The sequence below is a fragment of the Bacteroides caecimuris genome, from assembly GCF_001688725.2.
GTDB lineage: Bacteria > Bacteroidota > Bacteroidia > Bacteroidales > Bacteroidaceae > Bacteroides > Bacteroides caecimuris.
In genome coordinates this window covers 4,318,039-4,342,566 of sequence record NZ_CP015401.2, presented here as the reverse complement: position 1 = coordinate 4,342,566, position 24,528 = coordinate 4,318,039, and the positions used below count along the sequence as shown (strand labels likewise).

The 24,528-nt window shown below is 41.2% G+C and carries 12 protein-coding genes and 2 pseudogenes; 6 read left to right on the top strand and 8 right to left on the bottom strand.

The window, feature by feature from the left end; genetic code table 11:
• Positions 1 to 30 precede the first annotated feature (30 nt).
• Together A4V03_RS18705 and A4V03_RS18700 are read left to right on the top strand one after the other, a co-directional pair.
• The gene (locus A4V03_RS18705) at positions 31 to 1,734 is read left to right on the top strand and encodes a hypothetical protein (RefSeq protein WP_065539914.1); all 1,704 of its coding nucleotides are present in this window, start codon (positions 31 to 33) and stop codon (positions 1,732 to 1,734) included.
• A gap of 118 nt (positions 1,735 to 1,852) precedes the next feature.
• Positions 1,853 to 5,806, top strand: a complete 3,954-nt coding sequence (locus tag A4V03_RS18700) for a hybrid sensor histidine kinase/response regulator transcription factor (protein ID WP_065539913.1) — start codon at positions 1,853 to 1,855, stop codon at positions 5,804 to 5,806.
• Between the two features lie 115 nt (positions 5,807 to 5,921).
• Here the strand turns inward: A4V03_RS18700 and A4V03_RS18695 are convergent, their stop codons facing one another.
• Positions 5,922 to 6,320, bottom strand: a complete 399-nt coding sequence (locus A4V03_RS18695; RefSeq protein ID WP_065539912.1) for a bactofilin family protein — start codon at positions 6,318 to 6,320, stop codon at positions 5,922 to 5,924.
• Between the two features lie 296 nt (positions 6,321 to 6,616).
• The gene (gene rbr, locus A4V03_RS18690; protein ID WP_004298806.1) at positions 6,617 to 7,195 is read right to left on the bottom strand and encodes a rubrerythrin; all 579 of its coding nucleotides are present in this window, start codon (positions 7,193 to 7,195) and stop codon (positions 6,617 to 6,619) included.
• A gap of 248 nt (positions 7,196 to 7,443) precedes the next feature.
• Here rbr and A4V03_RS18685 point away from each other — a divergent pair, with 248 nt between their 5' ends.
• Positions 7,444 to 9,123, top strand: coding sequence for a SulP family inorganic anion transporter (locus A4V03_RS18685; protein ID WP_065539911.1), 1,680 nt, complete (start codon positions 7,444 to 7,446; stop codon positions 9,121 to 9,123).
• A gap of 216 nt (positions 9,124 to 9,339) precedes the next feature.
• Here A4V03_RS18685 and A4V03_RS18680 read toward each other — a convergent pair whose 3' ends face one another.
• A complete protein-coding gene (locus tag A4V03_RS18680) occupies positions 9,340 to 11,097 on the bottom strand; it encodes an AAA family ATPase (RefSeq protein ID WP_065539910.1) in 1,758 nt (585 codons plus the stop codon).
• Between the two features lie 269 nt (positions 11,098 to 11,366).
• Between A4V03_RS18680 and A4V03_RS18675 the strand changes: the two genes are divergently transcribed.
• Together A4V03_RS18675 and A4V03_RS18670 are read left to right on the top strand one after the other, a co-directional pair.
• The gene (locus tag A4V03_RS18675; RefSeq protein WP_065539909.1) at positions 11,367 to 12,800 is read left to right on the top strand and encodes a sialate O-acetylesterase; all 1,434 of its coding nucleotides are present in this window, start codon (positions 11,367 to 11,369) and stop codon (positions 12,798 to 12,800) included.
• 123 nt (positions 12,801 to 12,923) lie between these two features.
• Positions 12,924 to 15,520: pseudogene (locus A4V03_RS18670) on the top strand (hybrid sensor histidine kinase/response regulator transcription factor).
• Here A4V03_RS18670 and A4V03_RS18665 read toward each other — a convergent pair.
• Positions 15,460 to 16,737: an ATP-binding protein gene (locus A4V03_RS18665; protein ID WP_065539908.1), complete on the bottom strand. Its 1,278-nt coding sequence runs from the start codon at positions 16,735 to 16,737 to the stop codon at positions 15,460 to 15,462. The pseudogene A4V03_RS18670 and the gene A4V03_RS18665 overlap by 61 nt on opposite strands.
• 176 nt (positions 16,738 to 16,913) lie before the next feature.
• Here A4V03_RS18665 and A4V03_RS21730 point away from each other — a divergent pair.
• Positions 16,914 to 17,033: pseudogene (locus A4V03_RS21730) on the top strand (AraC family transcriptional regulator); the annotation flags it as partial.
• Positions 17,034 to 17,405: 372 nt separating this feature from the next.
• Here the strand turns inward: A4V03_RS21730 and A4V03_RS18660 are convergent.
• The 4 genes from A4V03_RS18660 to A4V03_RS18645 all read right to left on the bottom strand — a co-directional run bounded on the left by A4V03_RS18660 (position 17,406) and on the right by A4V03_RS18645 (position 24,527).
• Complete coding sequence (locus A4V03_RS18660) at positions 17,406 to 18,179, bottom strand: radical SAM protein (protein WP_065539907.1); 774 nt, start codon at positions 18,177 to 18,179, stop codon at positions 17,406 to 17,408.
• 200 nt (positions 18,180 to 18,379) lie between these two features.
• Positions 18,380 to 20,491: a DUF5117 and DUF5118 domain-containing protein gene (locus A4V03_RS18655; protein WP_065539906.1), complete on the bottom strand. Its 2,112-nt coding sequence runs from the start codon at positions 20,489 to 20,491 to the stop codon at positions 18,380 to 18,382.
• Positions 20,492 to 20,516: 25 nt separating this feature from the next.
• Entirely contained in the window at positions 20,517 to 22,865 is a 2,349-nt protein-coding gene (locus A4V03_RS18650) for a zinc-dependent metalloprotease (RefSeq protein ID WP_065539905.1), read from the bottom strand.
• 15 nt (positions 22,866 to 22,880) lie between these two features.
• On the bottom strand, positions 22,881 to 24,527 hold the full coding sequence (locus tag A4V03_RS18645) for a PKD-like family lipoprotein (RefSeq protein ID WP_065539904.1): 1,647 nt from the start codon (positions 24,525 to 24,527) through the stop codon (positions 22,881 to 22,883).
• Between the last annotated feature and the right edge of the window lies 1 nt (position 24,528).

Below are 24,528 nucleotides of genomic sequence, written 5' to 3'. Positions count from 1 at the left end.
AATCCGCCCTTTTTTAACAACCAACTGACCATGAAAAAGACATTATTATTTCTCGCAGCAGGTTTTTTCTTTCTCAACAACCTGCCGGCACAAAAGCCGATAGAACAAAAAGAGATCCGCTTAGTACAGTATATGCCCAATATACCTTTCCCCTATAAAATGAAAAACTGGAAAGATATAGCCACGAAACAGGACAGACTATTTTACGATTTCAACGCCAAAGGACAAAACTTACCTCTTATCTGGTGGGACGATTCGCAAATAAACTTTCCATTCCGCACTTTCGGACTTCCAAGCTACGTAGATAAAAGACGGTTAGGAGGAAATTCTTATGAATCTCTTCCCACTATGGGCTCACTCATTAGTGCAAGTCTGATAGGAGTAGACAAAAGCAATGATGACGGAAAAGATTATGTATCAATGATACGGCAATTCTTCAACAAGAAGAATGGAACCAATCTTATATTGAACGGACTCGACAGGAAAGCCGGAGAAAGTTTCTGGTATGAGATATGGCCGGCAATGGCTTACTCGATGCTGGTAGATTTATATCCTCAAAAAACAGAGATGCAGGAACCGATGAAGATCACTATCGACAATTGGTATGCTGCTATCCAGGACTTAAGTGAAGGTAGAGAATATCCGGACTTCAACTTCACCGCCTTCAACTTTAAGAGCCGTAAAGGGTACTATAATAAAGTATGGCGTGAACCGGATGCAGCCGCAGGACTTGCTTGGTTGCAATACATCTCCTGGATTAAATACGGAGATAAAAAATATCTGAATGCTACACACCAATGCATGACATTTTTGCAGAACCGTCCCGAAAAAGAAGGAACTTTCTATGAGATAATGATGCCCTATGGAGCTTATCTGGCAGTGCGCATGAATGCGGAACTTGGAACTGCTTATGATGAGCTGAAAATGCTGAACTGGTGCTTCGACGGTGATAATTCAGACCGTGACGGATGGGGAGTGATGTGTGAGCGTTGGAACAAATATGACGTACACGGATTGGTAGGACAAAAAAAGGATGAACAATATGCTTTTGCCATGAACACCTTTTCACAAGCTGCCGCACTTGTTCCAATTGTAAAATACAATCCGGCTTATGCTTCCACAATAGGCAAGTGGATGCTGAACCTGGCAAACGCCTGCCGCTTATTTTATGCAGACGAGCACCCCCGCAACCGTCAGTCGAGTTCTATCTGGGAAGGTGATCCTCAACACGTCATTTGTTATGAAGGATTGAGGAAGGACTTGTATCATGGCAATCACTTTGAACCGTTCCAGGGATTATTGTCCGATGAGGGTCCCTATGCTATTGGGGATCAAGTAAAAACCATGTCTTCAGCTACAGATATTTGCTTGTATGGCTCGGCCTGGGTGGGTATGCTAGCCTCTATTGTAGATACTACTAATGTGGAATGTATTCTTCAATTGGATTGTAATGTCACAGACTTTTATTCCACAAGAAAATATCCTACTTATCTTTTATTCAATCCTTATTTTGAAGCCAAAGAGGTAACTTTGAATCAACACTTTACGGAACCGACGGACTTGTACGATCTGGTATCCAAAAAATACATAAAGAAAAATTGTACCGGCGAAACAAGCATTATCCTGAACCCGGACAATGCCGTAACTATTGTTTGTATTCCTGCTTCCGCTAAAAAGACAAAGAAACATGGTAAATTGATTGTTGACGGTGAAATCGTAAATTATCGTTTGTAATTCGGATTGACTATTCCACAATTGTATAAATCCTCCGTTACCGATGAAAATATGCGCGGAATAAAATAAATTCCTTATATTTGCTATTATCCTAACCGTATAAATAACATTCATTTACATGAGAAACATCTTATACGCACAATTATTTTTTATTCTGATTATTGCATTTGTCACTTCCACAAAGTCTTATGCTTTTAATGTGGCAAAACACATATCAAATGTTAACGGACTGACAAATAATTCAGTAAACTGTATTTTGGAAGATGCAGAACATACAATCTGGATTGGGACATGGGATGGACTGAATGCATATAATGGAAGAGAAATTACGACATTCAGATATAGCAAAAACAATCCGAATTCTATAAGTAATAACGTTATCCGCCAGATTATCGAATGTAAGGGCAGTTTATGGATAGCAACAGATAATGGAATCAATCGGTTAGATAAACGAACCCGTCTGATAACAAGGTATTATTTAAGAACAGATAATAAAGTACCCAATCAGGAAAAGTCTTTTATTTTAGGAAAGAGTGCGGCAGGAGATATTATCTGCCTCATAAAGGGGCTGGGGTTCTTTGTCTATAATGATTCTGAAGATGAGTTCAATCCAATTAACACAGACTTTGCAAGTCATATAAAGGACTATTCCGTGAATGATTCCGATCGTATGCTTTTCCTTTTAAATAATGGAAATACCGTGCATCTGACTTACAATCTACTCGTTAACGGAGGAAAACAGAGTGATTTACGCACAGTCGACATACAGACGCCTGTAGATAAGATATTTCTGTCGAAAGACAGATTTATCTTAAACAAAGACAACAAACTTTTCCTTTTAAATCCCGACTTTACAGTTTCCCAATGCATTGAGCTGGATAGTAGCAAACCTGTATCGCAGGTTATTTTAGCAGAGAACAAGATGTACGTCAGCTTTATAGAAGGGGGATGTATTCATTATGATTTAAAAAAGAATACTTTTACCTACCTGAACGAACTATCCAGTCAGTTATCAGTCTTCACTCTTTATTCCGGTAGTCAGAACATATTGTGGATAGGAACGGACGGACAAGGATTAATTCAACTTTATCATTACGACTCTTTATTTGAAACCGTTCACACCAGTCACCCTGTGAGATGTTTTTGTGAAGATGAAGATGGTAATATTCTGATAGGAACAAAAGGAAGCGGAATAAAACTGTTGAATCCTGCAACGAAAGAATTGACAGATTATCTGAATGAGAGTAAAGGATTGATTTCCAATTCTGTCTATGCCTTGAGGAGAAATAAAGCGAATGACATTTTTATCGGAACGGAAGGAACCGGAATCAATATATTGAATGCTGCTACAGGGCGACTGGAAAAGCTTGAGATACCTGATAAATATCCGCCTTTCAAGGCTGTGTACAACATTTATTTTACGAACAATGATTCTCTTTTATGGGTCGGAACATCAGGATATGGTTTAATCAAAATAAATATTTCCAGAGAGCAAGGTCGTTATCACGTTAAAGGATTCAGGCAATATAATTCGTCGGATAAGAATATCTCATTGAACAACGATGTTGTTTATGCCATTACATCCGATCCGGAAGACAATATGTTATGGTTTGGCACACGTGGCGGAGGCTTGAACTGTATCAATATGAAAGATAACAGCATAAAATCATTGGAGGATATGGACAGCCGGATTTTACTCACCAATAATGATGTATTGTGCTTACTGCGTGATGATACCAATATATGGATAGGAACAAGTTATGGACTGAACGAATTGAAAAAGGAAGAGAATGATTTTCACCTGATACAATATGCCGACGAAAAATTGAATAATAAAACGATGCATGGAATATTAAAAGACCACGAAGGAAAGATATGGATCAGTACCAACCAGGGATTGTCTAGCCTGAATGTAAAAAACAATAAAATAGATAATTATACTTTGAATGACGGATTGCAGAATGATGAATTCTCTGATGGAGCTTTCTTCAAGGATCATCGTGATTTCTTGTACTTTGGAGGAGTAAGCGGGTTTAGTTATTTCAATCCTCGAAATATACATTTGCGCGAGTTTAATCCTCCACTCATATTAAGTAGTTTGAAGATATATAATACGGTACAGGATATTAATGAACGTATCAGAAAAGGAGTGTTGAAACTTAGCTATGAAGAAAGATTCACGACTCTCAATTTCATAGCCAAAGACTTTATTAATAATGAAAACTGTGAATATGCTTATCGCCTGAAAAACCATTCGGATGATTGGGTAGAAATGGGTAATAATCCGAATATTATCTTTACCCAACTTCCTCCGGGTGAGTACCAGCTTGAAGTGAAGAGCACGAATGGCGACAAAGTATGGGGAGATAACATTTATCGCTTAACTATAAAAGTAGGCTATCCGTGGTGGCTTAGTGTTCCTGCATTGATTATCTATGCCATATTGTGCATTATTATCTTCTATATCACAAAGTCTGTTATCAAAAACCGCATACGGTTAAGCCGCCAGGTTCTTATAGCCCAGGTAGAGAAACGTCATGAACAGAAGATTTATGAATCCCGGCTCAATTTCTTCACTAATGTGGCACATGAATTCTTTACCCCCCTAACTTTGATTTATACACCTGCACAGCACTTGTTGGAACAGGACGGGTTGGATGGTAGTACAAAGAAATATCTCCAAATAATAAAGAATAATGCCGAAAGGATGCAGAAGCTGATTAGTGAGTTGATGGAGTTTCGTAAAACTAAATCGAGCAATATGGATTTGCATCCTGAAAATGTGGACGTAAAATCATTGATGGAATATGCCTCCAACAATTATGTGGATATCCTGAAAGAGAATAAAATAGACTTCAAGGTAGAGACTCATGATACGTCAGAGATCTATTCCGACCGCAATGCTTTGGAAAAAATTATATTCAATTTACTGTCGAATGCGTTCAAATATACTCCTCGTTATGGATATATTCATGTTGAGATATCACAAAATGAGCCTGATAAAACCTTATACTTGCTCGTAAGAAATTCCGGCAAGGGGTTAACCGAGCAACAGATGGCAGAGATATTTGATAAGTATAAGATATTTGATACTCCTAAATTGGGTAACTCTGTCAGCAATGGTATAGGTTTAAATCTAACAAAGAGTCTGGTTGAATTATTAGGCGGGCAGATAAGTGTAAATAGTGAACTGGGAAAAAGTGTTGAATTTTCAGTCGTGATTCCTTCTCTACCATCCGATCATTCACTTGTTGTAACGGATGAAAAAGATTCGTTGCAGAAAGAAAAGAACGGGCAGGATCACTTATCCCCTCGCAAAGATACTGTCATACTGATAGTGGAAGATGAAAAGAATATCAGAGACCTGCTGAAAGATGTCCTCTTTGATTATGTGATACACGAAGCAAAAGACGGCGTGGAGGCTTTGAAAGAGATAGAACATAATCATCCTGATATTATTATAAGTGATATTGTCATGCCCAACATGGACGGCTTAAGCTTGATTAATAAATTGAAATCCGATTTGAAAACAAGTTATATTCCGATCATAGGAATATCGGCAAAGGCTTCTGTAGAAGACCAGATTAATGCCTTTAACCATGGTGCGGATGCTTATATCGTCAAACCATTTCACCCGAGGCAGGTTATCTCCACCATAGAAAATCTGCTGTCGAGACAAATGCTTTTAAAGGACTATTTCAATTCCAGCATGTCTTCTGTGAAAGTGAAAGACGGGATTGTTCTTCATCCGGAAGACGAAGAATTAATACAGAATGTAACAGACTTCATAAAGAATAATATAGATGATGAGTTATTAAGCCCTTCTTCTATTGCCGAATTTGTAGGAGTGAGCAAAGCTACCTTGTATCGGAAGTTCAAAGAAATAATAGATAAGACTCCGAGTGAATTTGTACGAGGCATTAGACTGGAATATGCGGCCAAATTGTTAAGGACAACCAAATTGACCGTATCCGAGATCATGTTCAAATGTGGATTCTCTAATAAATCTTATTTCTATCGGGAATTTTTAAAGCAATACGGTGTATCTCCCAAGGATTACCGGAATCAATAGATAATACAAAAAAGGCAACTAGTTCGCAATGAAAGAGTTGCCATCTATTTTTTATTTTATGAATATCCCTAATGAGGCAGATCCGAGATGACCATACACAAATCCTGTTGGAACGTTATTCTGCAGCTTTGGTCTGTAGCTGTTGCTCCTCTATAGTATTGCAGGTTCCATTGAAACGTGCTTGTGGCTCTATTTCCAATTTGCAAGTATAAATATCACCATTCATCAGACAGCCTGCCTTCAGTGTCAGCAGATCCGTCACGTGTATATCCCCCTTCAATGTTCCTTGCAGTACGGCTGAAACGGAGGTTATATTTCCCGTCACTGTTCCTTGCGGGCCAATCACCACCATCTTATGGCAAGTCACATCTCCTTCAATGACTCCATCTACTCGCAAGCTTCCTTCTACTTCAATTATGCCCTTCAAAACTGTTCCTGTAGCTATGGTAGTTAGTTTTAAAGGTTCAGCTGTTGTAATAAAATCAGCTTCTTTGTTCTTCTTTGTTCCAAACATACTATCTTGTGCTATATAAGGTTTCTATCATTTCTTCCAGCAGATTTGGCAAAAATACGTAAAAAAGAAGAATTTTCAAATAGATAGAGAAGAATTACATAGCATTCACAAGCGGTTAGAGTATAGTGAAGGCTGTCTAAAAAGTCGTCAGTAACTCTAACTCCCCCCCTCCGACTCCCCCGTTATCGGGGGAGAGCAACCTTCCTGAAGGAGGAGAATGAGGATAGAACCGACTTTTTAGACAGCCTCGATATAAACCATACGAATGAAGTTATATCAAACTGACGGTAGATTGATTAATAATTTTCCTTCTTCACCTCGAAGTAAGCCTGCGGATGCAGACATGCCGGGCAAACTTCAGGAGCCTCCTTACCGATTTCAATGTAACCGCAGTTACGGCATTGCCATACCACTTCGCCTTCTTTAGCGAATACAGTCATATTTTCGATGTTATTTACGAAGGCAAGATACCTTTCTTCGTGACCTTTTTCTGCGATGGAGATATTGCGGTACATAGCAGCAATCATCGGGAAACCTTCCTGTTCTGCCACGTCGGCAAAGTGAGGATAATCCAGTGACCATTCTTCATGTTCACCCGCTGCGGCAGCACGAAGATTTTCAAGTGTATTACCAATTACACCGGCCGGATAGCTGGCAGTGATTTCTACCATACCGCCTTCGAGGAACTTAAACATACGTTTTGCATGTTCTTTTTCCTGATCGGCAGTTTCAGTGAAAATAGCCGCAATTTGTTCGTAGCCTTCTTTTTTAGCTGCACTTGCGAAATAAGTGTAACGCATTCTAGCCTGTGATTCTCCTGCGAATGAAGTCAACAGATTTTTCTCTGTTTGAGTTCCTTTAATACTCTTAGCCATAATTCTATATATATTTAAAATTAGTTGATTACCAAACGTAACTTGTCGTACTATTTACAACGCAAATATAAGCCATTTGTTCACAATCAACCACCTTTTCTTAATGAATAAAACCTATCACCTCATTGATGAAATCTATCAGCAGACAAATAGTATGTTCAAAAACATACTTATTTCAATTATTTTATATAATTTTGCAACCTCTAGTTTGCAAAAAGAACGGAATACACGTATAACAACATCTAAAAATGAAGCTATTTGAATTTAAACCCAAACTGGTTTCTTGTCTAAAGAATTATTCGAAAGAAACGTTTATGGCGGACCTGATGGCCGGCATTATCGTAGGTATCGTGGCGCTTCCACTGGCTATCGCTTTCGGTATCGCTTCGGGAGTTTCGCCCGAAAAAGGTATTATCACCGCTATCATTGCGGGATTCATCATTTCCCTGTTGGGAGGCAGCAAAGTCCAGATCGGCGGTCCTACGGGAGCATTTATCGTCATTATCTATGGCATCATACAACAATACGGCGAGGCCGGACTGATTGTAGCCACGCTGATGGCGGGCGTACTCCTTGTATTATTAGGAGTGTTCAAGCTGGGAGCGGTCATCAAATTCATTCCTTACCCTATCATCGTCGGATTTACCAGCGGTATCGCCGTCACTATTTTCACGACCCAGATTGCCGATATTTTCGGTTTATCTTTCGGAGACGAGAAAGTGCCGGGAGACTTCGTCGGAAAGTGGATGATTTATTTCCGACACTTCGACACGATCAACTGGTGGAATACCCTCGTTAGTATTGTCAGTATTATTATTATCGCCATCACTCCGAAGTTCTCAAAGAAAATTCCCGGCTCGCTGGTTGCCATCATCGTAGTCACGGTGACCGTTTACCTGATGAAAACCTTCGGAGGAATCGACTGTATCCAAACAATCGGCGACCGCTTCACCATTAAATCGGAATTGCCCGACGCTGTTGTGCCTGCATTGGATTGGGAAGCTATCAGGGAATTGTTTCCAGTGGCTATCACCATTGCCGTATTGGGAGCTATCGAATCGCTGCTATCTGCCGCGGTAGCCGACGGTGTGATAGGCGACCGCCACGACTCCAACACAGAACTGATTGCACAGGGAGCTGCCAATATCATAGCTCCTCTGTTCGGAGGTATTCCTGCCACCGGAGCCATCGCCCGTACCATGACGAATATCAACAACGGGGGTAAGACGCCGATAGCCGGAATCATCCATGCAGTAGTATTGCTGTTGATTCTGCTCTTCCTGATGCCACTCGCACAATATATCCCGATGGCATGCCTTGCCGGAGTACTGGTCATCGTATCTTACAACATGAGCGGATGGCGTGTATTCAGAGCTTTACTGAAGAATCCGAAATCGGACGTTACCGTACTGCTTATCACGTTCTTCCTGACCGTTATCTTCGACCTGACTGTCGCTATCGAAGTAGGATTGGTGATTGCCTGCGTTCTCTTTATGAAGCGTGTCATGGAAACTACCGAGATCTCAGTAATTACCGATGAAATTGACCCGAACAAAGAATCGGATATTACCGTACACGAAGAAAACCTGATGATTCCCAAAGGCATAGAGGTATACGAAATCAACGGTCCTTATTTCTTCGGTATCGCTACCAAGTTTGAAGAGACAATGACACAGCTGGGAGAGCGCCCGAAAGTACGTATCATCCGTATGCGCAAGGTTCCGTTTATCGACTCCACAGGTATTCATAACTTGACTGCTCTCTGCGAAATGTCACAGAAGGAAAAGACTACCATTATTCTTTCGGGAGTCAACGAGAACGTGCATAATGTACTGGAAAAAGCCGGATTCTACGAGTTGCTGGGAAAAGAGAATATCTGCCCGAATATCAACGTAGCATTGGAAAGAGCGAAAAGCCTGGTAGAATAACGCTGTTTATCAGCTATTTTCAAGCTATATATACCGTGCGTATTGGGCATATAGTTCCAAGATGTACGGTATATATAGCTTCCTTATTAAATATTCATATTATAATCCGGTTTCAGCCGTTTCAGTTTTGTCTGCAAGCTGAAAGCGAAAAAAGACATCCCTCGCAGAAATATACTGCAAACAAGGTAGAGTGCTTTCAGCACATAGTGTCATATCTCAAGAATTCACCTCCTCGCAAACTCTCATTTCCATACCTTTATACACTACCACAATCTTGTGTAGTTGCGTAGTGCCAATAGCGTTCTTCACCCTGTCGGTGTCAGCATAGCGGTTGGCCTGGGCAACAGCTTCCGCCCGCAATTCCTCCACCCGGCTTTCGGGGTCTTTGTATTTGGCATACTTCAGCTCGATGATATAGCTGTGGCGCATGTCAGGGTAAGCCTCCAGCATGGGAGACAGAAATATGTCCACATATCCGGATTGCGTGTCTGCTTCGGAAATAGGACGATAGAAACGGTTTTGCGCTGTCATGGCAAGCGTGAAGCCATGTACGAAAAACTCTCCTTTCTGCTTGTCGCGTTGAGAAGCATAGCGTTTCAAGCAATCAGCGATGTAGTTGAAGTAAGATTGCCATGCGCCATCGTAAGCCAAAGCAGAGGATAACTCATCTTTTTCATGGTTGCTGAAACTGAGGTCGGCTTCATTGTATGTATTCAGCAGATAAGTATAGAGCTGTTCACGTACCACTTGGTTGGGGATGATAAGTTTGGTCTTACCTTTATACGTTCCGCTCACGGTAAGCATGCCGAAGTAATAGAGCAGGCTCACGAAATTGTCGGAATCTACAATGTTGGCGGCTGGGAAACCGTCTTTCAATTCGCCGGTGATGTATCCTTGACTCACTAAAGTTTGGATAATGGAGGCATCGTGCGCAAACTCTTTATCCTTGCGGATAAGCATACGCAGTTTCTCGTAATCGATACGAATGTTGCTTTCTATCATATTTCGCGGTGCCTTTCCGTTATTATCAATATAGTTCTTAACGAAATAGAGCACCATATTGGAGTTGTACAAGGTTGGCTGATCATAACACTCCTGCGCAAAGCAATAGTTGTCATACCACGGTTTCATAAGCTCAATCAACTCATCTACAGTGTGATGGAATGGAGCTTTAGTCGAATAATAAGTCAGCATTTCGCGGACTTCGTCTTCAGTGAAACCCATCATTGCATTAAATTTCGGTGTGAGGGAATAGTTGGTGCCGATATTAAATCCACTGGTGAGGTCATCCATCGTGACGGGACTCACTCCGGTGATGAAGCAACGCTTGATGCTGGAATAGGTTCCGGCTTTCACCTTATTGAAAAAGGAGCGCAGGTAGCCTTCCTTGTGGGTTTCTTCCGTATATCGGTGAATGCTTTCGGCATCCGAAAGGATGGCATTGGTGAAGTGGTCATATTCGTCAATGAAAAGATATATTTGCTGCCCGGCAAGTTCACACTGATGATATAGATAATCCAACTGCTCAACAGCTCCTGCTTTTTCATTCAAGACTTCCTTAGTGCCTTTCGGCAAGTATTCTGCATAAATATCACAGAAATAACCGAAGCAGGTATTGCAATGTGCATCCAACCCTTGACGGTAGTTGTGCAGTTCTCCACTAATTCCTGAGAAATTGAGATACAGCACCAGATAACTGTTACGGTCTCGTGTGGGATGCTTTCCGATATAGAGGTCGCCAAACAGGGCATCGAACTTGTCACGCGTACGCACATCATAATAGTGTTGCAACATGTTCAGCGTAAGGCTCTTGCCGAACCGGCGCGGACGGATGAAAAAAAAGAACCTGTCCGATTGTTCTATTACAGGGATAAACGAAGTTTTATCCACGTAATAATAATTATCAAGACGAATATCCGCAAAGTTCATCATGCCGTATGGCAGCAACTTTCTTTCTGATGATACATATTCCATAATCTGGTGTATTTATGAGTTTACTTTTTATCAGTGCAAACAAAGATACGCTCTTTCCGCTACTTTCACAAACAATTGATTTTAAAAATGTTCTCTGCCCTGATACTCTTCCGGCAGGAATTCATAATGAATACTGCAAGAAGCAATAGATAAGATTTCGACTAGCTTTTATCAGAAAATGACTAAATAGTTTTATTCCATATTTAAAAATTCATTGTATTTTTGCCTGATACCTAATAATTATTCGTCGAATATCTAATAAAAACAGTATGAAAAAACATTTTCTACTTCTTATTTTATCACTTTTATTCCTGTCGATTGCACAAGGCAAAGTAAAACTCCCTGCAATGATGGGAGATCACATGGTACTTCAACAGAACAGTTCCGTTAAGTTATGGGGGTGGGCGGACGGCAAAAAAGTAACTGTCACCACTTCGTGGAACAACCGGACTTATCAGGCATCTACGGATAAAGACGGGGCCTGGCTGGTGAAAGTAAACACTCCCGAAGGAGGATATACTCCTTATTCTATTACGATCAGTGACGGCACTCCGGTCACTCTCTCGGATATACTGATAGGGGAGGTGTGGATCTGCTCCGGACAGTCGAACATGGAAATGCGTATGATGGGAAATGCAGCACAACCCATTGACCACTCACTTGAAACGCTGCTGAACTCGGGAAATTATCGCGACCGTATTCGTTTTATTACCGTACCGAGAACCAATGATACAGAACGCCGCACGGATTTCGAGAAAAGAAAATGGGAAGTATCGTCACCCGAAACGAGCATTGATTGCAGTGCCGCTGCCTATTTCTTTGCCCGCCAACTGACTGAAAGTCTCCATCTCCCGGTAGGACTGGTTATCAACAGTTGGGGAGGTTCGGCGATTGAAGCATGGATGGATGAACCGACATTGAAAACCGTGGAAGGTATGAACATTGAAGCTGCCAAAAATCCTAAAAGAGGGGTGCACCAGCGTTTGGAATGTCTGTACAACTCGATGTTATGGCCTGTTAAGAACTTCACGGCACGCGGTTTCCTTTGGTATCAGGGAGAATCGAATATATCCAACTATCAATTCTATGCTCCGATGATGACTGCTATGGTGCAGCTATGGAGAAATGTATGGGAGGCTCCCGATATGCCTTTCTATTATGTGCAGATCGCTCCTTACAAATATGAAAACAGCAGCAATACGGGGGCTGCTTTATTGCGTGAAGCACAGATGGAAGCACTGAAAACAATTCCTAATTCGGGCATGGTGCCCACTACGGATATTGGTGATGAATTTTGCATCCATCCGCCACAGAAGGATGTAGTGGGACTTCGGTTGGCTACACTTGCATTGACTAAAACATACGGTATCCGCCGGTTACCATCCAACGGTCCGACGATGACCAAAGTGGACTATGCGGACAAAAAGGCCATAGTGACATTCGATAATGCACCTGCGGGGTTGTTCCCTACTTTCTCCGAACTGGAAGGATTTGAGATTGCGGGAGCAGACAAGAAGTTCTATCCGGCGAAAGCAAAGATTGTAGGACGTACCAACACAGTAGAAGTGTGGAGTGAAGAGGTAGCCCAACCGGTTGCCGTGCGCTATGCTTTCCGTAATTATGTGGGAAATATCACGCTGCGGAATACTTTCGGATTGAGTGCTTTCCCATTCCGCACAGATACGTGGAACGACGTGAAATAAAAACTTCTACAAAGGAGGTAATTACCCTGTTTACAGGAGCTATAGATCCAATCTGTTGGGTATATAGATCCAATACGCAGGATATATAGCTCTTGCAAACAGGGGATATAAAGAAAGGAAACTATGAAACGATCCATCTTATCCATATGTATATTGTTGGCATCGGTTTCTCTGGTCTTCGCCAATATCTACAAGAAATATGACGTTAGATCGGGGTTATCGGGCAACTGTGTCCGGAGCATCCTTCAGGATAGCATCGGATATATGTGGTTTGCAACGCAGGACGGGCTGAATCGTTTCAACGGCATCAAGTTCACCAACTACGGACAACTTCACAGGATATATATCCGAGGGCACTTCTTTCGGACGTCCTGCCTGCAACGAGATTATCTCTTTGATGGAAAGTTCGCAGGGAGTATTATGGGCGGGTACATGGTACGGGGGACTGGCACGGTTCAATAAGGAGACAGGGCAATTCCGCTATTACTTCGGAGAAGGGGACACGCTTACCATTCCGCGCATCCGCACCTTGTTTCAACGGACGGCCAACTCTTTCTATCTCGGCTCCGACGACGGACTTTATACATTCAACACCACGACAGGAGAATGTCTGCCTACCGACGACGAACAAAATAAAGAAAGTATCTATGCCTGTTATCAGGATAGGGAAGGGGGAATCTGGATCGGGACTTATTTCAGTGGAGTGAGTTACCTGTCTCCCAAGCATAAGGATATCGAGTGGTATTATCCCAATGGTACGGAAAATTCTCTTTCGGGAAATGTAATCAGCCAATTCTGCGAAGATCCCGACGGTAACATCTGGATTGCTACCGAAGACGGGGGACTGAATCTCTTTGATCCCCGCACGAAGAAGTTCAAAAACCATCTGTTGAAAAGCAGTAACCCTAATATCGGTTATCATAATATCCATGCACTGCTCTACAATGAAGGAAAATTGTGGATTGGCAGTTTCTCACGGGGATTATATATCTTGGATACTCAAACGGGAAAAATGAAAAACTATCGCCATAACCGCGCAAACCTACATTCAATTCCTAACGACCATATCTACTCTATCTATCAAACGAAGGATGGCAGCATTTATCTGGGAACGCTTTCCGGATTCTGTCGGTATGACCCGGAAAGTGACTCTTTCCGGACATTGGAACCTTTAAGCCATATCTTTATCTACGATATGGTTGAAGACCAACATGGGGACATGTGGCTGGCAAGCCCCAGCAAGAATTTATATGCCTACAAACTGGACGGTATTCACAAAGAATGGATATATACGGATAAACATAACGTATCTTTTCTCAACCTGCCTCCGGGTGAATATACTTTCCGTGTGAAAGCAAGAAAGATGAAAGAGATGGAACAAATCAAGAATCAGGAATTGTTCCAGTCGAAAATTACATTCTTCACCCAAGTAGCACATGAAATCAAGACTCCGGTTAGTCTTATCAAAGCTCCGCTGGAAGCGATTTTGGAAACACATGAATGGAACAGTGAAGTGGAAAGCAACCTGTCTGTGATACAAAAGAGTACCAATCGGCTGATGGAGCTTATCAAACAATTGCTCGACTTCCGCAAAGTGGACAAGGAAGGTTATACGCTTTCATTCAATGAAGTGGATATCAACCGGATGATAGAGGACATCATCGACCGTTTCCGTGCCATCTCCCTGACCGGAATCTCTTTCAGTGTCTCCCTGCCGAAAGAACATCTGCAATATAATGTAGACCAGGAGGCGCTGACTAAAATTATCAGCAACTTGCTGACGAATGCCATGAAATATGCCCGCACCCGCATTATGGTGATTTTGGACGAACATCTGTCTGCAGAAGGGCGTACGCTCTCCTTGTGTGTACGCGACGACGGTCCGGGTATTCCGCAAGAGGAATGCAGCAAGGTTTTCGAACCGTTTTATCAAGTGGGAAACACAGGAAACAACGGTTCGGGAGTAGGAATCGGATTGAGTCTCGTCAAATTGTTGGTGGAAAAGCATAAAGGAAAGGTTTATATCAATCCCGGCTATACGGAAGGGTGCGAGGTATGTGTGGAAATTCCGTATTTGGAGAAAAGCATCTCTGTCAGCCCCTCCATTACTTCCATGCCCGACAAGGTTCCCGCTTTGGAAGAAGAAGGCGAACCCGCCGGTTACTCTCTTCTGGTAGTGGAAGACACGACGGATATGCTGGAGTTTCTAGCTAAGAATCTGGGAAATACCTATACCATCCATACAGCCTCCAATGGCAAGGAAGCGTTGTAATCTGCTTGAAAACCGACGCATGCTGTTCAACCACTTTACAACCGTTCCGAATATGTCATACGACCAGACATTAATGAACAAAACAGACGTGAAATGGCTGAACACAATCAATGAAATCATTACCCGCAATTTCACCAATGAAGAATTTACCATCGACAAGATGGCGGAAGAAATGGCTATCAGCCGTTCCAATTTACAACGCAAATTAAAAGGACTGACCGGAATGCCACCCAATGATTATATCCGGTTGATACGGCTCAAAACTGCGGGAGAACTTTTGCGGGAAGGGGAATACCGGATCAATGAGGTTTGTTTCATTGTAGGATTCAATAATCCTTCGTACTTCGCCCGTTGCTTTCAGAAACAGTTCGGAATATTGCCGAAAGATTATGTGAAAGGTGGTGACATAACCCATTCCCAAAAGGGAACAACTTCAATATCCCCATAAGTTTCCTTCTGGTTGTAAGTAAGCAGTATCTTCTTTTCGAGCATCACATTTTCCAGTTCGAATCCGTACAGTTCACGTTTCAGGTTCATGTCATTCAGTTCATAGCAAACCTGAAAGCCATAAGCTTTCCCGTTTTTATATGCCAAAAAATCACATTCCGTCTTACTATTGTCGAATGAAATATTCATATACCCTTTATTTCTCAGCTCATTATAAACAAGATTCTCTAAGGCACTACCACTTTGCGGAGAATAACGAAAGACATTGGCTGAAACCAAACCATTGTCAATGAAATAACACTTATGCTGGGAACGGGAAGTCTCTTTCAAAGAATAAGAAAAGTTACGTACATCGACGCAAATATAACTGTCACACAAAAAGTTGAGATAGGACGCAACTGTATTTTCATTGCTTTTCAGTGCCTTACCCACAGCCGGTATAGAAAAACGGCTCCCCATATTCTGCATCAAGTAATTGACCAGACGAAAGAACAAATGGGTGTCACGTATGCCACTATAAACGATGCAATCCTTCTGCACAATGGATTCGAAATAGCTTTTCAATAATTCCTGTTTGATGTCCTCATCAGCATCACCCAATACGATTTCAGGAAAACAACCTGTAGAAAGGACATTGTCCATGATACGCAGAACTTTCGGTGTTTGGGTATAACAATCAAGCAAAGTCGTTATTCCTTGCGAACGAAAAACTTCCCGAACAGAAAACGGACGCACTTCATTCTCGAAATAACGACCGGACAACAAGGCGGAAAAACGGTTCTGTAACAATTGCGAGTTAGACCCCGTAATATATATCTTTTCAAATATCTCAGTGTCATAAGCACTCTTTATGAATATCTCCCAATCACATAAATGTTCTACTTCATCCAAAAACAGGTATTTCACTTTCTCTCCCGTCAGACGTTCTGCATTTTCAATCACGCCGAATAATTTGGAGGAATCATCCCAAAATGGAATGAACTGCGGATCATCCAAATTAAGTACAAGAATCGACTTACCGCTCGCTCCTGATTGCAACAGGTCATTAATTAATAGTTTGAAGACAGTAGATTTGCCACAACGACGTACACCAGTCAGTATCTGGACATGACGCATCGTTTTCTTTTTCAGAAGATTGTCCATGATGTCTCTCGGACACAAGTGATCAAACATTTTGCCATTCCATTGGGCATTCTGGCGTATCAGAGTCTTTTCCATACCAAAATCAGTTTTTTAATAACCTTCAATTCATGCAAATATAAGAACTTTATTTTGTTTACCTAACTATGTTTCGGTAAAATGAGTATTTACAGGAAACATAATTAGGTAAATATGCTATTTAAGCTAGGAGGAGTGTTCTTTATAAAGTACGTTTTGCAGATAACACTTGGCGTAAATACCGGATCAATAAGGTTTGTTTCATTGTAGGATTCAATAATCCTTCGTACTTTGCCCGTTGCTTTTGGAAGCAGTTCGGGATATTGCCGAAAGATTATGTGAAGAAAGGAAGCTAGCCTTTCATATAAGAAACCGAACAGTCAAAAAGGTATTAATCGGCTGACCGCTCTTGACTTTGCTTACAATATTGAGTTTTTCTTCAAATGTTAGGAACCATTATCAGGAAAGTACAATTTCTCAAGCATTCTCACTGCGATGAGAAAAAATACTCATTATAATGAGAAAAAACTCTCACTGCAATGAGAACTTTTTCTCATCGCAGTGAGAATATACCCTTGTCAGAATAGGCTGAAACAGCTCATGAAGCCAATAAAAAGGCGAGCAATAGAATAGGAAGTATGACACTTCTGAATTCTATTAGTTCGCCCTCTTATATTAACTCTCTTACGTATTATCTATTAGAAATATATCCCTGTTTGAATTATATTTTAATAAGAAGCTGTTGCCGGAATACCTTCCTTTTCCAATAAAGCCACAATACGGTCTAACTCTTCATGCGTAGCTTTCTGCAAATTATGGTCGGGAGTCTCCCGGTCGATCGTATAAATCATCACTTGACGGGGAGCGATTTCTTTCACTGCTTCTATCCAGGGGAGCACATACTTATCAGATGTATTATCTACATCTTTTCCCTGATAACTTCCTTTCAGGAACATCGTTTGTACGATGCAGTTTCCTTCGAACTCTTTCATTCTTTCGATGATCTTCTTAACAGAATATTTTCCGTTAGGACGGTCCAACAGATGAATGTATTCTTCATCCACCGTATCCAGTTTCAGGATATTGTTATCTATCTTGTTCAGTGCTTCGAATACGGCAGGACGGTCGATAAATGTAGAGTTACTCAATACGCTTACTTTCGCTTTTGGGAAATACTTGTCGCGAAGCGCAAGTGTATCTTCTATGATTTCCGGGAAATGGGGATGCGCAGTCGGTTCACCGTTTCCGGCAAATGTCAATACATCGGGGGCGGGACCATTGGCCTGCATATCTTTTAGTTTCTCTTCGAGAGCTGTGCGGACTTCTTCACGGGTAGGAAGAAGTTTCTTCGTACGACGTTCGGCATTGAAACCACACTCACAATAAATGCAGTCGAATGAACAAACCTTACCGTCGTCCGGCAATAAATTGATTCCCAAAGAAACGCCCAAACGGCGGGAATGAATAGGGCCGAAGATGGGTGAAGGAAAAATAATAGTCATATTACTTCTAATTTTATCATTTACAATTTACATACTTTATCAACCAACCATTTCTAGTCAATACTGCAAAATTAAACTGCTCACTTTGTCTACTAATTTCTCCAATTAGTCGCGCACAAAGATAACCCAAAACTTATAGGTTATTCTATCTGTACGACCATTTTTTCATCACCCCAAACAAATTATGACTCTAACGCCACTCAAGGAACCGCACGGAAATATGGGTCCATTCTTCGCAAAAACAGCATATACATATCACGTACTTCTACTTGGGAGTGCGTTGTGCTAAGCTTCTCCAACCTATCGTACAGACTATGCAATTCGTCCTTCAAACGCTTTACCGTACTGTTATGTTCAGCATTTTTCTGTATAATCTCCAGCCACGCTTCCAAACATATCAGCTGGATATCCATCTGTTCATAACTAACGGCAGATTGCGGATCAAAATCGTTAAACAACCCCTTATAAAGATCCCGGAAGAAATCAATATCGCCATACCCCTTCCCGTCACTCTGCAACGCCTGCAATCGAAGAGCAGAAATTGTCTTTACACTCAACAATTGTTTGAATAACTTCGCCAGCTCCGGATACAGAAGATTGTTTCTTGTTTCCAACAAATTCTCTTTTACATAGGCACATTCCATCTCCTTAACAGGATGAAACAAGCAGTTGTCCAAATCAAGCATTGCCTGACGCTGCGCATTTGCCGGTTGAGAACTACCCACCACCTTTGCCATTTCCATCAGATAACTCCCATACAGACGAATAGCCTTTCTGTATATATCAGTGAGCGAACTCCCTTTGTCGTATTTCTTCCCCTTATACACAATCTTATCCAACCGACTCACTACAGTCTGCAAATCCGATATTTTGACTGCATAATCTTCTGAAAATGAAGAATCAGAGTTCTCCTTCCCTGATGGTTGGAATAAACGAATGTGGTCTGGTAAATTATGATCTATCCACTGGCGGAGCTTCTCCCGTTCATCATAACAATTTTTGTCTCCTTTAAAAGGATGATAGCCAAAATAAACAATCCGGCAATCATCATCTCCCACTTTTAAAGTCTTTCCACACGAACTTTTCGATAAACTTCTGCGCAAACCTAAAAGATATCCAGTCTCTTCCGTTATTTCATTTTGCAACAATTCTTTTTTCACTTCTTTAGAATAACGGTCAGCCAGAATACGCGAATCCGAGGCACCGCAACTTAACAGATAGTCGTCTAATTTTCCTTTTAGGAATCCATGTCCGATATTCAGACGACATGAAAGTATCTCTCCGGTACGAGGATGATAGATAAAGTCACTTTTGATCCCCGGTATTCTCAAATCATAAGATATAAAAGCACGTTGTTCTGCCGGAATTATCTTTCGGTCTGCATACCTCACTTGTAAAGCATCATGAATACCTGCTTTATGGAAGGCGGTATTCCATGCTTCCACTCCTTCCTTTACTGCCTGGAAATATTCCTTCGGGAAAAGAGTATCCACATAGAAAGTAAGCGGTTGTGACATATCCCAACGAAGAATCAATGAATCTTCTACCATACAATAAGGATTCTGCGAGTAATCTTTGAAACTCAATGTCCGGTAGGGTATCCTGTAATCTGCCAGGCGGACCTGATCTTCTTTCAGAGGCAGCAAGCGTACTGCACAAGTGACTTCCAAAGGCATACTACCCTCAGGCAATAGAACGGCAGAACTGGACAGCATATATCTTTCCGCCTCAACTCCATGATAGCGTCTGACCGTAAACGACACGCCTTCCTTAAAAGGATGTATTTTCATTATTTCCGACAGTTCCGGAACCAAGGAACGAATAAAACTATCATTATAACTGAACCACTCATCGCCAGTCGTCAGATACTCTGTTATCCGAATAATGGCTCCCTGTTCTTTTGAATAGGCCACCACCGGATAGCTTTTACCGACAGGTTGCCTGTTCGACAACGAGAAAGATTGCTGATATGTGCTTTTTTCATCTAAAATACGCTCTGTATAAAACGGTTTTTGAAAGCATATTGTAGCTTTATCCGAAGAGATAATACGCACTACTCCCAGTCCGTTAACCGGACGATTCAACAAATCAAACCCTCGGTCTATCTGTCCACTGACTTCAATTTCCCGCCCGATATATTTTTCGGGTATTTCCAAATAGATTTCTTTTTCCGCTACATATACAGGAAACACACCGTCGATCTTATCCATCCCGGCAACAAAAAACTCGTCAAACGGCTTGACGGAATCCTGTGCCTGAAGCAAAGCTGTGACACACAACAATATACCAATCACATATCTTCTTCTCTTCATGAATTTCTTTATTTACTTTTCATCATTAAAACCAAATACTATCTACAAGAAACATTACCCGTTTTTTGGCAACCGGATCCGTAATTTTATGGCTATAATCAAGACTTTCCTCCTTTATTCTATTTAAAGCCTGCATAATGGAAACCAATAATTTCGACGAGGTTATCTTTTCTGATCTATCCAACAATTTAGCAAGTTTACTCACATAAAGCAGCTGCACTTTATACTTGGCGTCACTTACAGGAATATTGTCAGCCCATTCGGAAAATAATTCTTTATGTATGCTTTCCAAAAACTCATCTACAGACAACATACCCTCACAAACATTCTCCGTTCTTTCCACTTCCCGGAGAGAACGAATCATTTCCGACATCAGCTCTTCATAAAAACGGTCGAACTCCCGGCTACCGTCTATTTCTAATTTAGCGGTAAGTTTTTCATCAAACATCCACACAGGCGGTTGTAATATGTAAGCCTGTATAAAGCTCATAACCTTCTTATTGTAATCAGCCTTTTCAGGTATGTAAATATGCTCCTCATCCGGTTCGGCAAGACGCTTTCCGCCTAAATGTGACAATACATGTTGCACCCACTGTTTGTAATGCTCCAATACCGCTTCATAACGCCCCTGTAATACACGCAAGGACGTTTTATCCGTCACATTCCAGACATCCGGATGTTCACACAAATATTTCAGGTTCTCTATTCCTTGGGTATTCACCGCAACATGGTCATTGCCCAAATCTTCTGCCTGAGCCCGTACATCCATTCTGCTTGAAAGATGTAATAAGGGATCTTTCTGTTTTTCCTGATTCCAAAGAGCCCTGTTCTTTTCTCTTTCAGAAGCATCCTTGCCCGGGAATATCCGGTATCCCCATTCGATAGCCCACTTATCATATTCACCGACACGTATCCGCCTGTTTTTCAAATCAACTTTATCTTGAGGCCGCAAAGCATAATTACACCGCACATAATCCATTATGGAGCTACCGATACTATATTGGCTTAAAAAGTCATTATCACGTAATTGATCGATGGAGTAATGAGAACTACCCAGAAAATTATGTTCCAACCCTAATGTATGACCCACTTCATGTGTCAGCACTTGTTTTATCTGTTCGAATTGCAAAGAGTCCGGCAGCTCTATATTCCATGCCTGCGGATCATTCGCTCCACATTGAGCGAAATACCATTTCTGTTCCAAATTCAAGACACTGCAAAAAATACCGATGTGGCAAGCTATAATCTCACCGGACCGTGGTTCGCATGGAGTCGGTCCATAAGCGTTATTTTGCCCTGATATCTTCCATGAAATAAACGGATAAGTGCTGTCATAAATACTAAAATCAGGATCTTCTTCGGCAGTGGGAGCCAACCGTGCATCGATGGCATTCTTAAACCCGGCTTTCTCAAAAGCCGGACGCCAGTCGCGCACCGCTTCCATGATACAGTCGATGTACTTTTCCGGTGTATTACGGTCTATATAAAAAATAATAGGTTGTATGGGTTCTACCAGTTCGCCCCTCATGTATCTTTCTTCATCTTCCGCCCTTATTTCCAGCCGCCATCGTTTGACAACAGATTTCCGAATAGCAGGCTGATCTCCTTGAAAACACTCCTTGCCGATCGTAAAATAAGTTCCGGCATTTGCAGTAACTGCCTCCAATGGTTTCTTGGATAATAATTTAATGCAAATACCCGTATCCCAGTCTCCAATATAAGGAGACGAAACAGGCTTGCCAGGCATTCTCATTGACGAACTTCGATAAGCTCGTGATGCGTGTATTAACAGGCGGTTGTCATATCCTTTAATTTCTTTGATAGAATCTTTTTCTCTTAAACGCGTACCTATTGATAAATCAAAAGATACAATATCGAGAGTAAACAAAGGGAAATCTTTTAATATTTCACCGATCTCTACCAAACTACTTCCTTGAGTCTTTGTGATGATCGGCAATCTCTTGTAAAGTCTGCCATTTCCCCGTTGAACGGCAATCTTGGCATATACTCCTTCAGGGTTTTCTATCACTCTTTCATATTGTGGGTCCATTATCCACAACTCGTTACCCTGTTTTTGAAAACTAAAAAATACCGGACCTATCATGTCACCCGAATATCCGAATTTCTTTTCCATATCCCGGTCCGGATGGGCAGGAGCTGTCAGAATGGTAGTCGTTACTGCAAATTCACGTCCAACCAATGAATCCGGAATTTCCCAATATATATGTTTGTCACTTCGATAGGTAGTAAACATACCGGGAATAATTTCCACAGGGGCTTCCCCCTTTAAGAAAGTAGCAATACTTGGCTGTTGCCCGTACAAAAAAGTACAGGCAACAGCTAGAAATATTGCACTGATCATTCCTTTTAGCATAAGGATTAGTTCATACTATTCGTAATTATAACTAATATCAACAATCTTTCCGATAGGCTGATTGGGATCTTCGTAAACACAAATACTGTTTTCTCCACGGGATACATCTCCCGCCACTGTCAGCTGTAATTCGACAACTAAACCCTTGTCAGCAGTATTGATACCCAATCCGAGAGACATACCGAGTTCTTCTTCATTTTCAGCATCCTTAAACTTCAAACACGTGATTTGTGCTGACGGGTCTGCTTCATATTGATAAAGTTCTGTCACCTGACTACGATTCAAGTCTATTCGATATAACTTGTTAGCGGAAGCTACAAACAGAAGATCTGCCGTATAAGCATAAGAAGCAGCAAATTTTGCAGTTTCCACATTTATATCCGACGGTAAAGAAACAGTATATAAACCTGCACAAGTAGGAGAACTACTACTAAACTTAAATACCGTCAAATCTTTCCCGCTCTGAGTAGAAGCAATGGCATAAGCATTATTACCACCACTTCCTCCTGTAACTATCGTTCTCACTTGTAGAGAAGGATCAATGTTATTTGGATTAAAGGCACTTCCATCTCCATCATTAAAATCAATTGCAGAAGCTTGTATCGGGCGTTTATCTTCCCACTTTGAAGAACCAGAACGAATAGGCTTGGAAATATAATATGAATTCATATAATCACTAAAACCAGATAAAGCCCAACCATTCAAGAAAGAATGTGTAGAAGAATCAAAAAATACCAACCCTTTTCCATAAGAACCATAAGTAGAAACAGATAGATAATCACCGGATTCATTCTGAATAGTATAAGGTATACAAAGACCATCCATATAGGCGAAATAGGACTTCCCGTCATTTACAAACAATTCACCGTTTTTATCCATTTTATAAGCATCAATCTTTATTGCTTTTCCTTGTTGAACCGACTCAAATAATATTTTATCCGATTGGTACATCATTTCTAATGTACTCGGAGTAAACAAAGCTGCATCCTTATCTGTCACTAGTGTTAAAATAGGAACAATCTTCAACCCAAAAAAGGGAGGTATCATAGATATAGCTGACCGATCACCTCCATATTCACGCCGGGCAGTCACAGCTAATGGCTTTCCATCTAGAGGAAACGTATTTCCTGTTTCCGACAGAAATACATCCGGATATACATAATATCCTTCCGATGTTCCTTCAATAGCTCCAAGCACTCCCTTATTTTCTTTCTCCTGAAGGACAAACCAACAAGGATTAAATGGCTTGATTATTGTCACCTGCCCTTTTTGATACCACATAGTCCCATCTCTTTCATCCGAAACAACCAACATCAAACCTATATTATCCGATTCATTAGGCTCAACAGTTATCTTACATTCTTTTCCTACAGAATAATCCGTATAATCAGACAAACGGTCCGAACCCAATGTGGCATTCGGATTGAGACGCTTCCACTGAAATACAAGATTTTCTTCATTCTGTTCCAATGTCTGAGAAATCTGCGGCATGATTGAAACTTCCACCGCTTCTTCCTTCGGCATACGCAACTTGGTTTCAGGTATTACAATTTCCATCATATTCACATCATGATAATCGTAATCTCCCTTGTCATCGTAACAGCCTGTTTGCAATAAAGCCGCTCCGATAAAACTTGCTATATAGATGATATATTTCCTCATA

What these genes read in the sequence shown, in the direction of transcription:
- A4V03_RS18660 (WP_065539907.1), bottom strand. Translation starts at nt 18,179, where the DNA reads ATGACTATTATTTTTCCTTCACCCATCTTCGGCCCTATTCATTCCCGC.
- A4V03_RS18675 (WP_065539909.1), top strand. Translation starts at nt 11,367, where the DNA reads ATGAAAAAACATTTTCTACTTCTTATTTTATCACTTTTATTCCTGTCG.
- A4V03_RS18645 (WP_065539904.1), bottom strand. Translation starts at nt 24,527, where the DNA reads ATGAGGAAATATATCATCTATATAGCAAGTTTTATCGGAGCGGCTTTA.
- A4V03_RS18680 (WP_065539910.1), bottom strand. Translation starts at nt 11,097, where the DNA reads ATGGAATATGTATCATCAGAAAGAAAGTTGCTGCCATACGGCATGATG.
- A4V03_RS18665 (WP_065539908.1), bottom strand. Translation starts at nt 16,737, where the DNA reads ATGGAAAAGACTCTGATACGCCAGAATGCCCAATGGAATGGCAAAATG.
- A4V03_RS18650 (WP_065539905.1), bottom strand. Translation starts at nt 22,865, where the DNA reads ATGCTAAAAGGAATGATCAGTGCAATATTTCTAGCTGTTGCCTGTACT.
- A4V03_RS18695 (WP_065539912.1), bottom strand. Translation starts at nt 6,320, where the DNA reads ATGTTTGGAACAAAGAAGAACAAAGAAGCTGATTTTATTACAACAGCT.
- A4V03_RS18705 (WP_065539914.1), top strand. Translation starts at nt 31, where the DNA reads ATGAAAAAGACATTATTATTTCTCGCAGCAGGTTTTTTCTTTCTCAAC.
- A4V03_RS18700 (WP_065539913.1), top strand. Translation starts at nt 1,853, where the DNA reads ATGAGAAACATCTTATACGCACAATTATTTTTTATTCTGATTATTGCA.
- A4V03_RS18685 (WP_065539911.1), top strand. Translation starts at nt 7,444, where the DNA reads ATGAAGCTATTTGAATTTAAACCCAAACTGGTTTCTTGTCTAAAGAAT.
- rbr (WP_004298806.1), bottom strand. Translation starts at nt 7,195, where the DNA reads ATGGCTAAGAGTATTAAAGGAACTCAAACAGAGAAAAATCTGTTGACT.
- A4V03_RS18655 (WP_065539906.1), bottom strand. Translation starts at nt 20,491, where the DNA reads ATGAAGAGAAGAAGATATGTGATTGGTATATTGTTGTGTGTCACAGCT.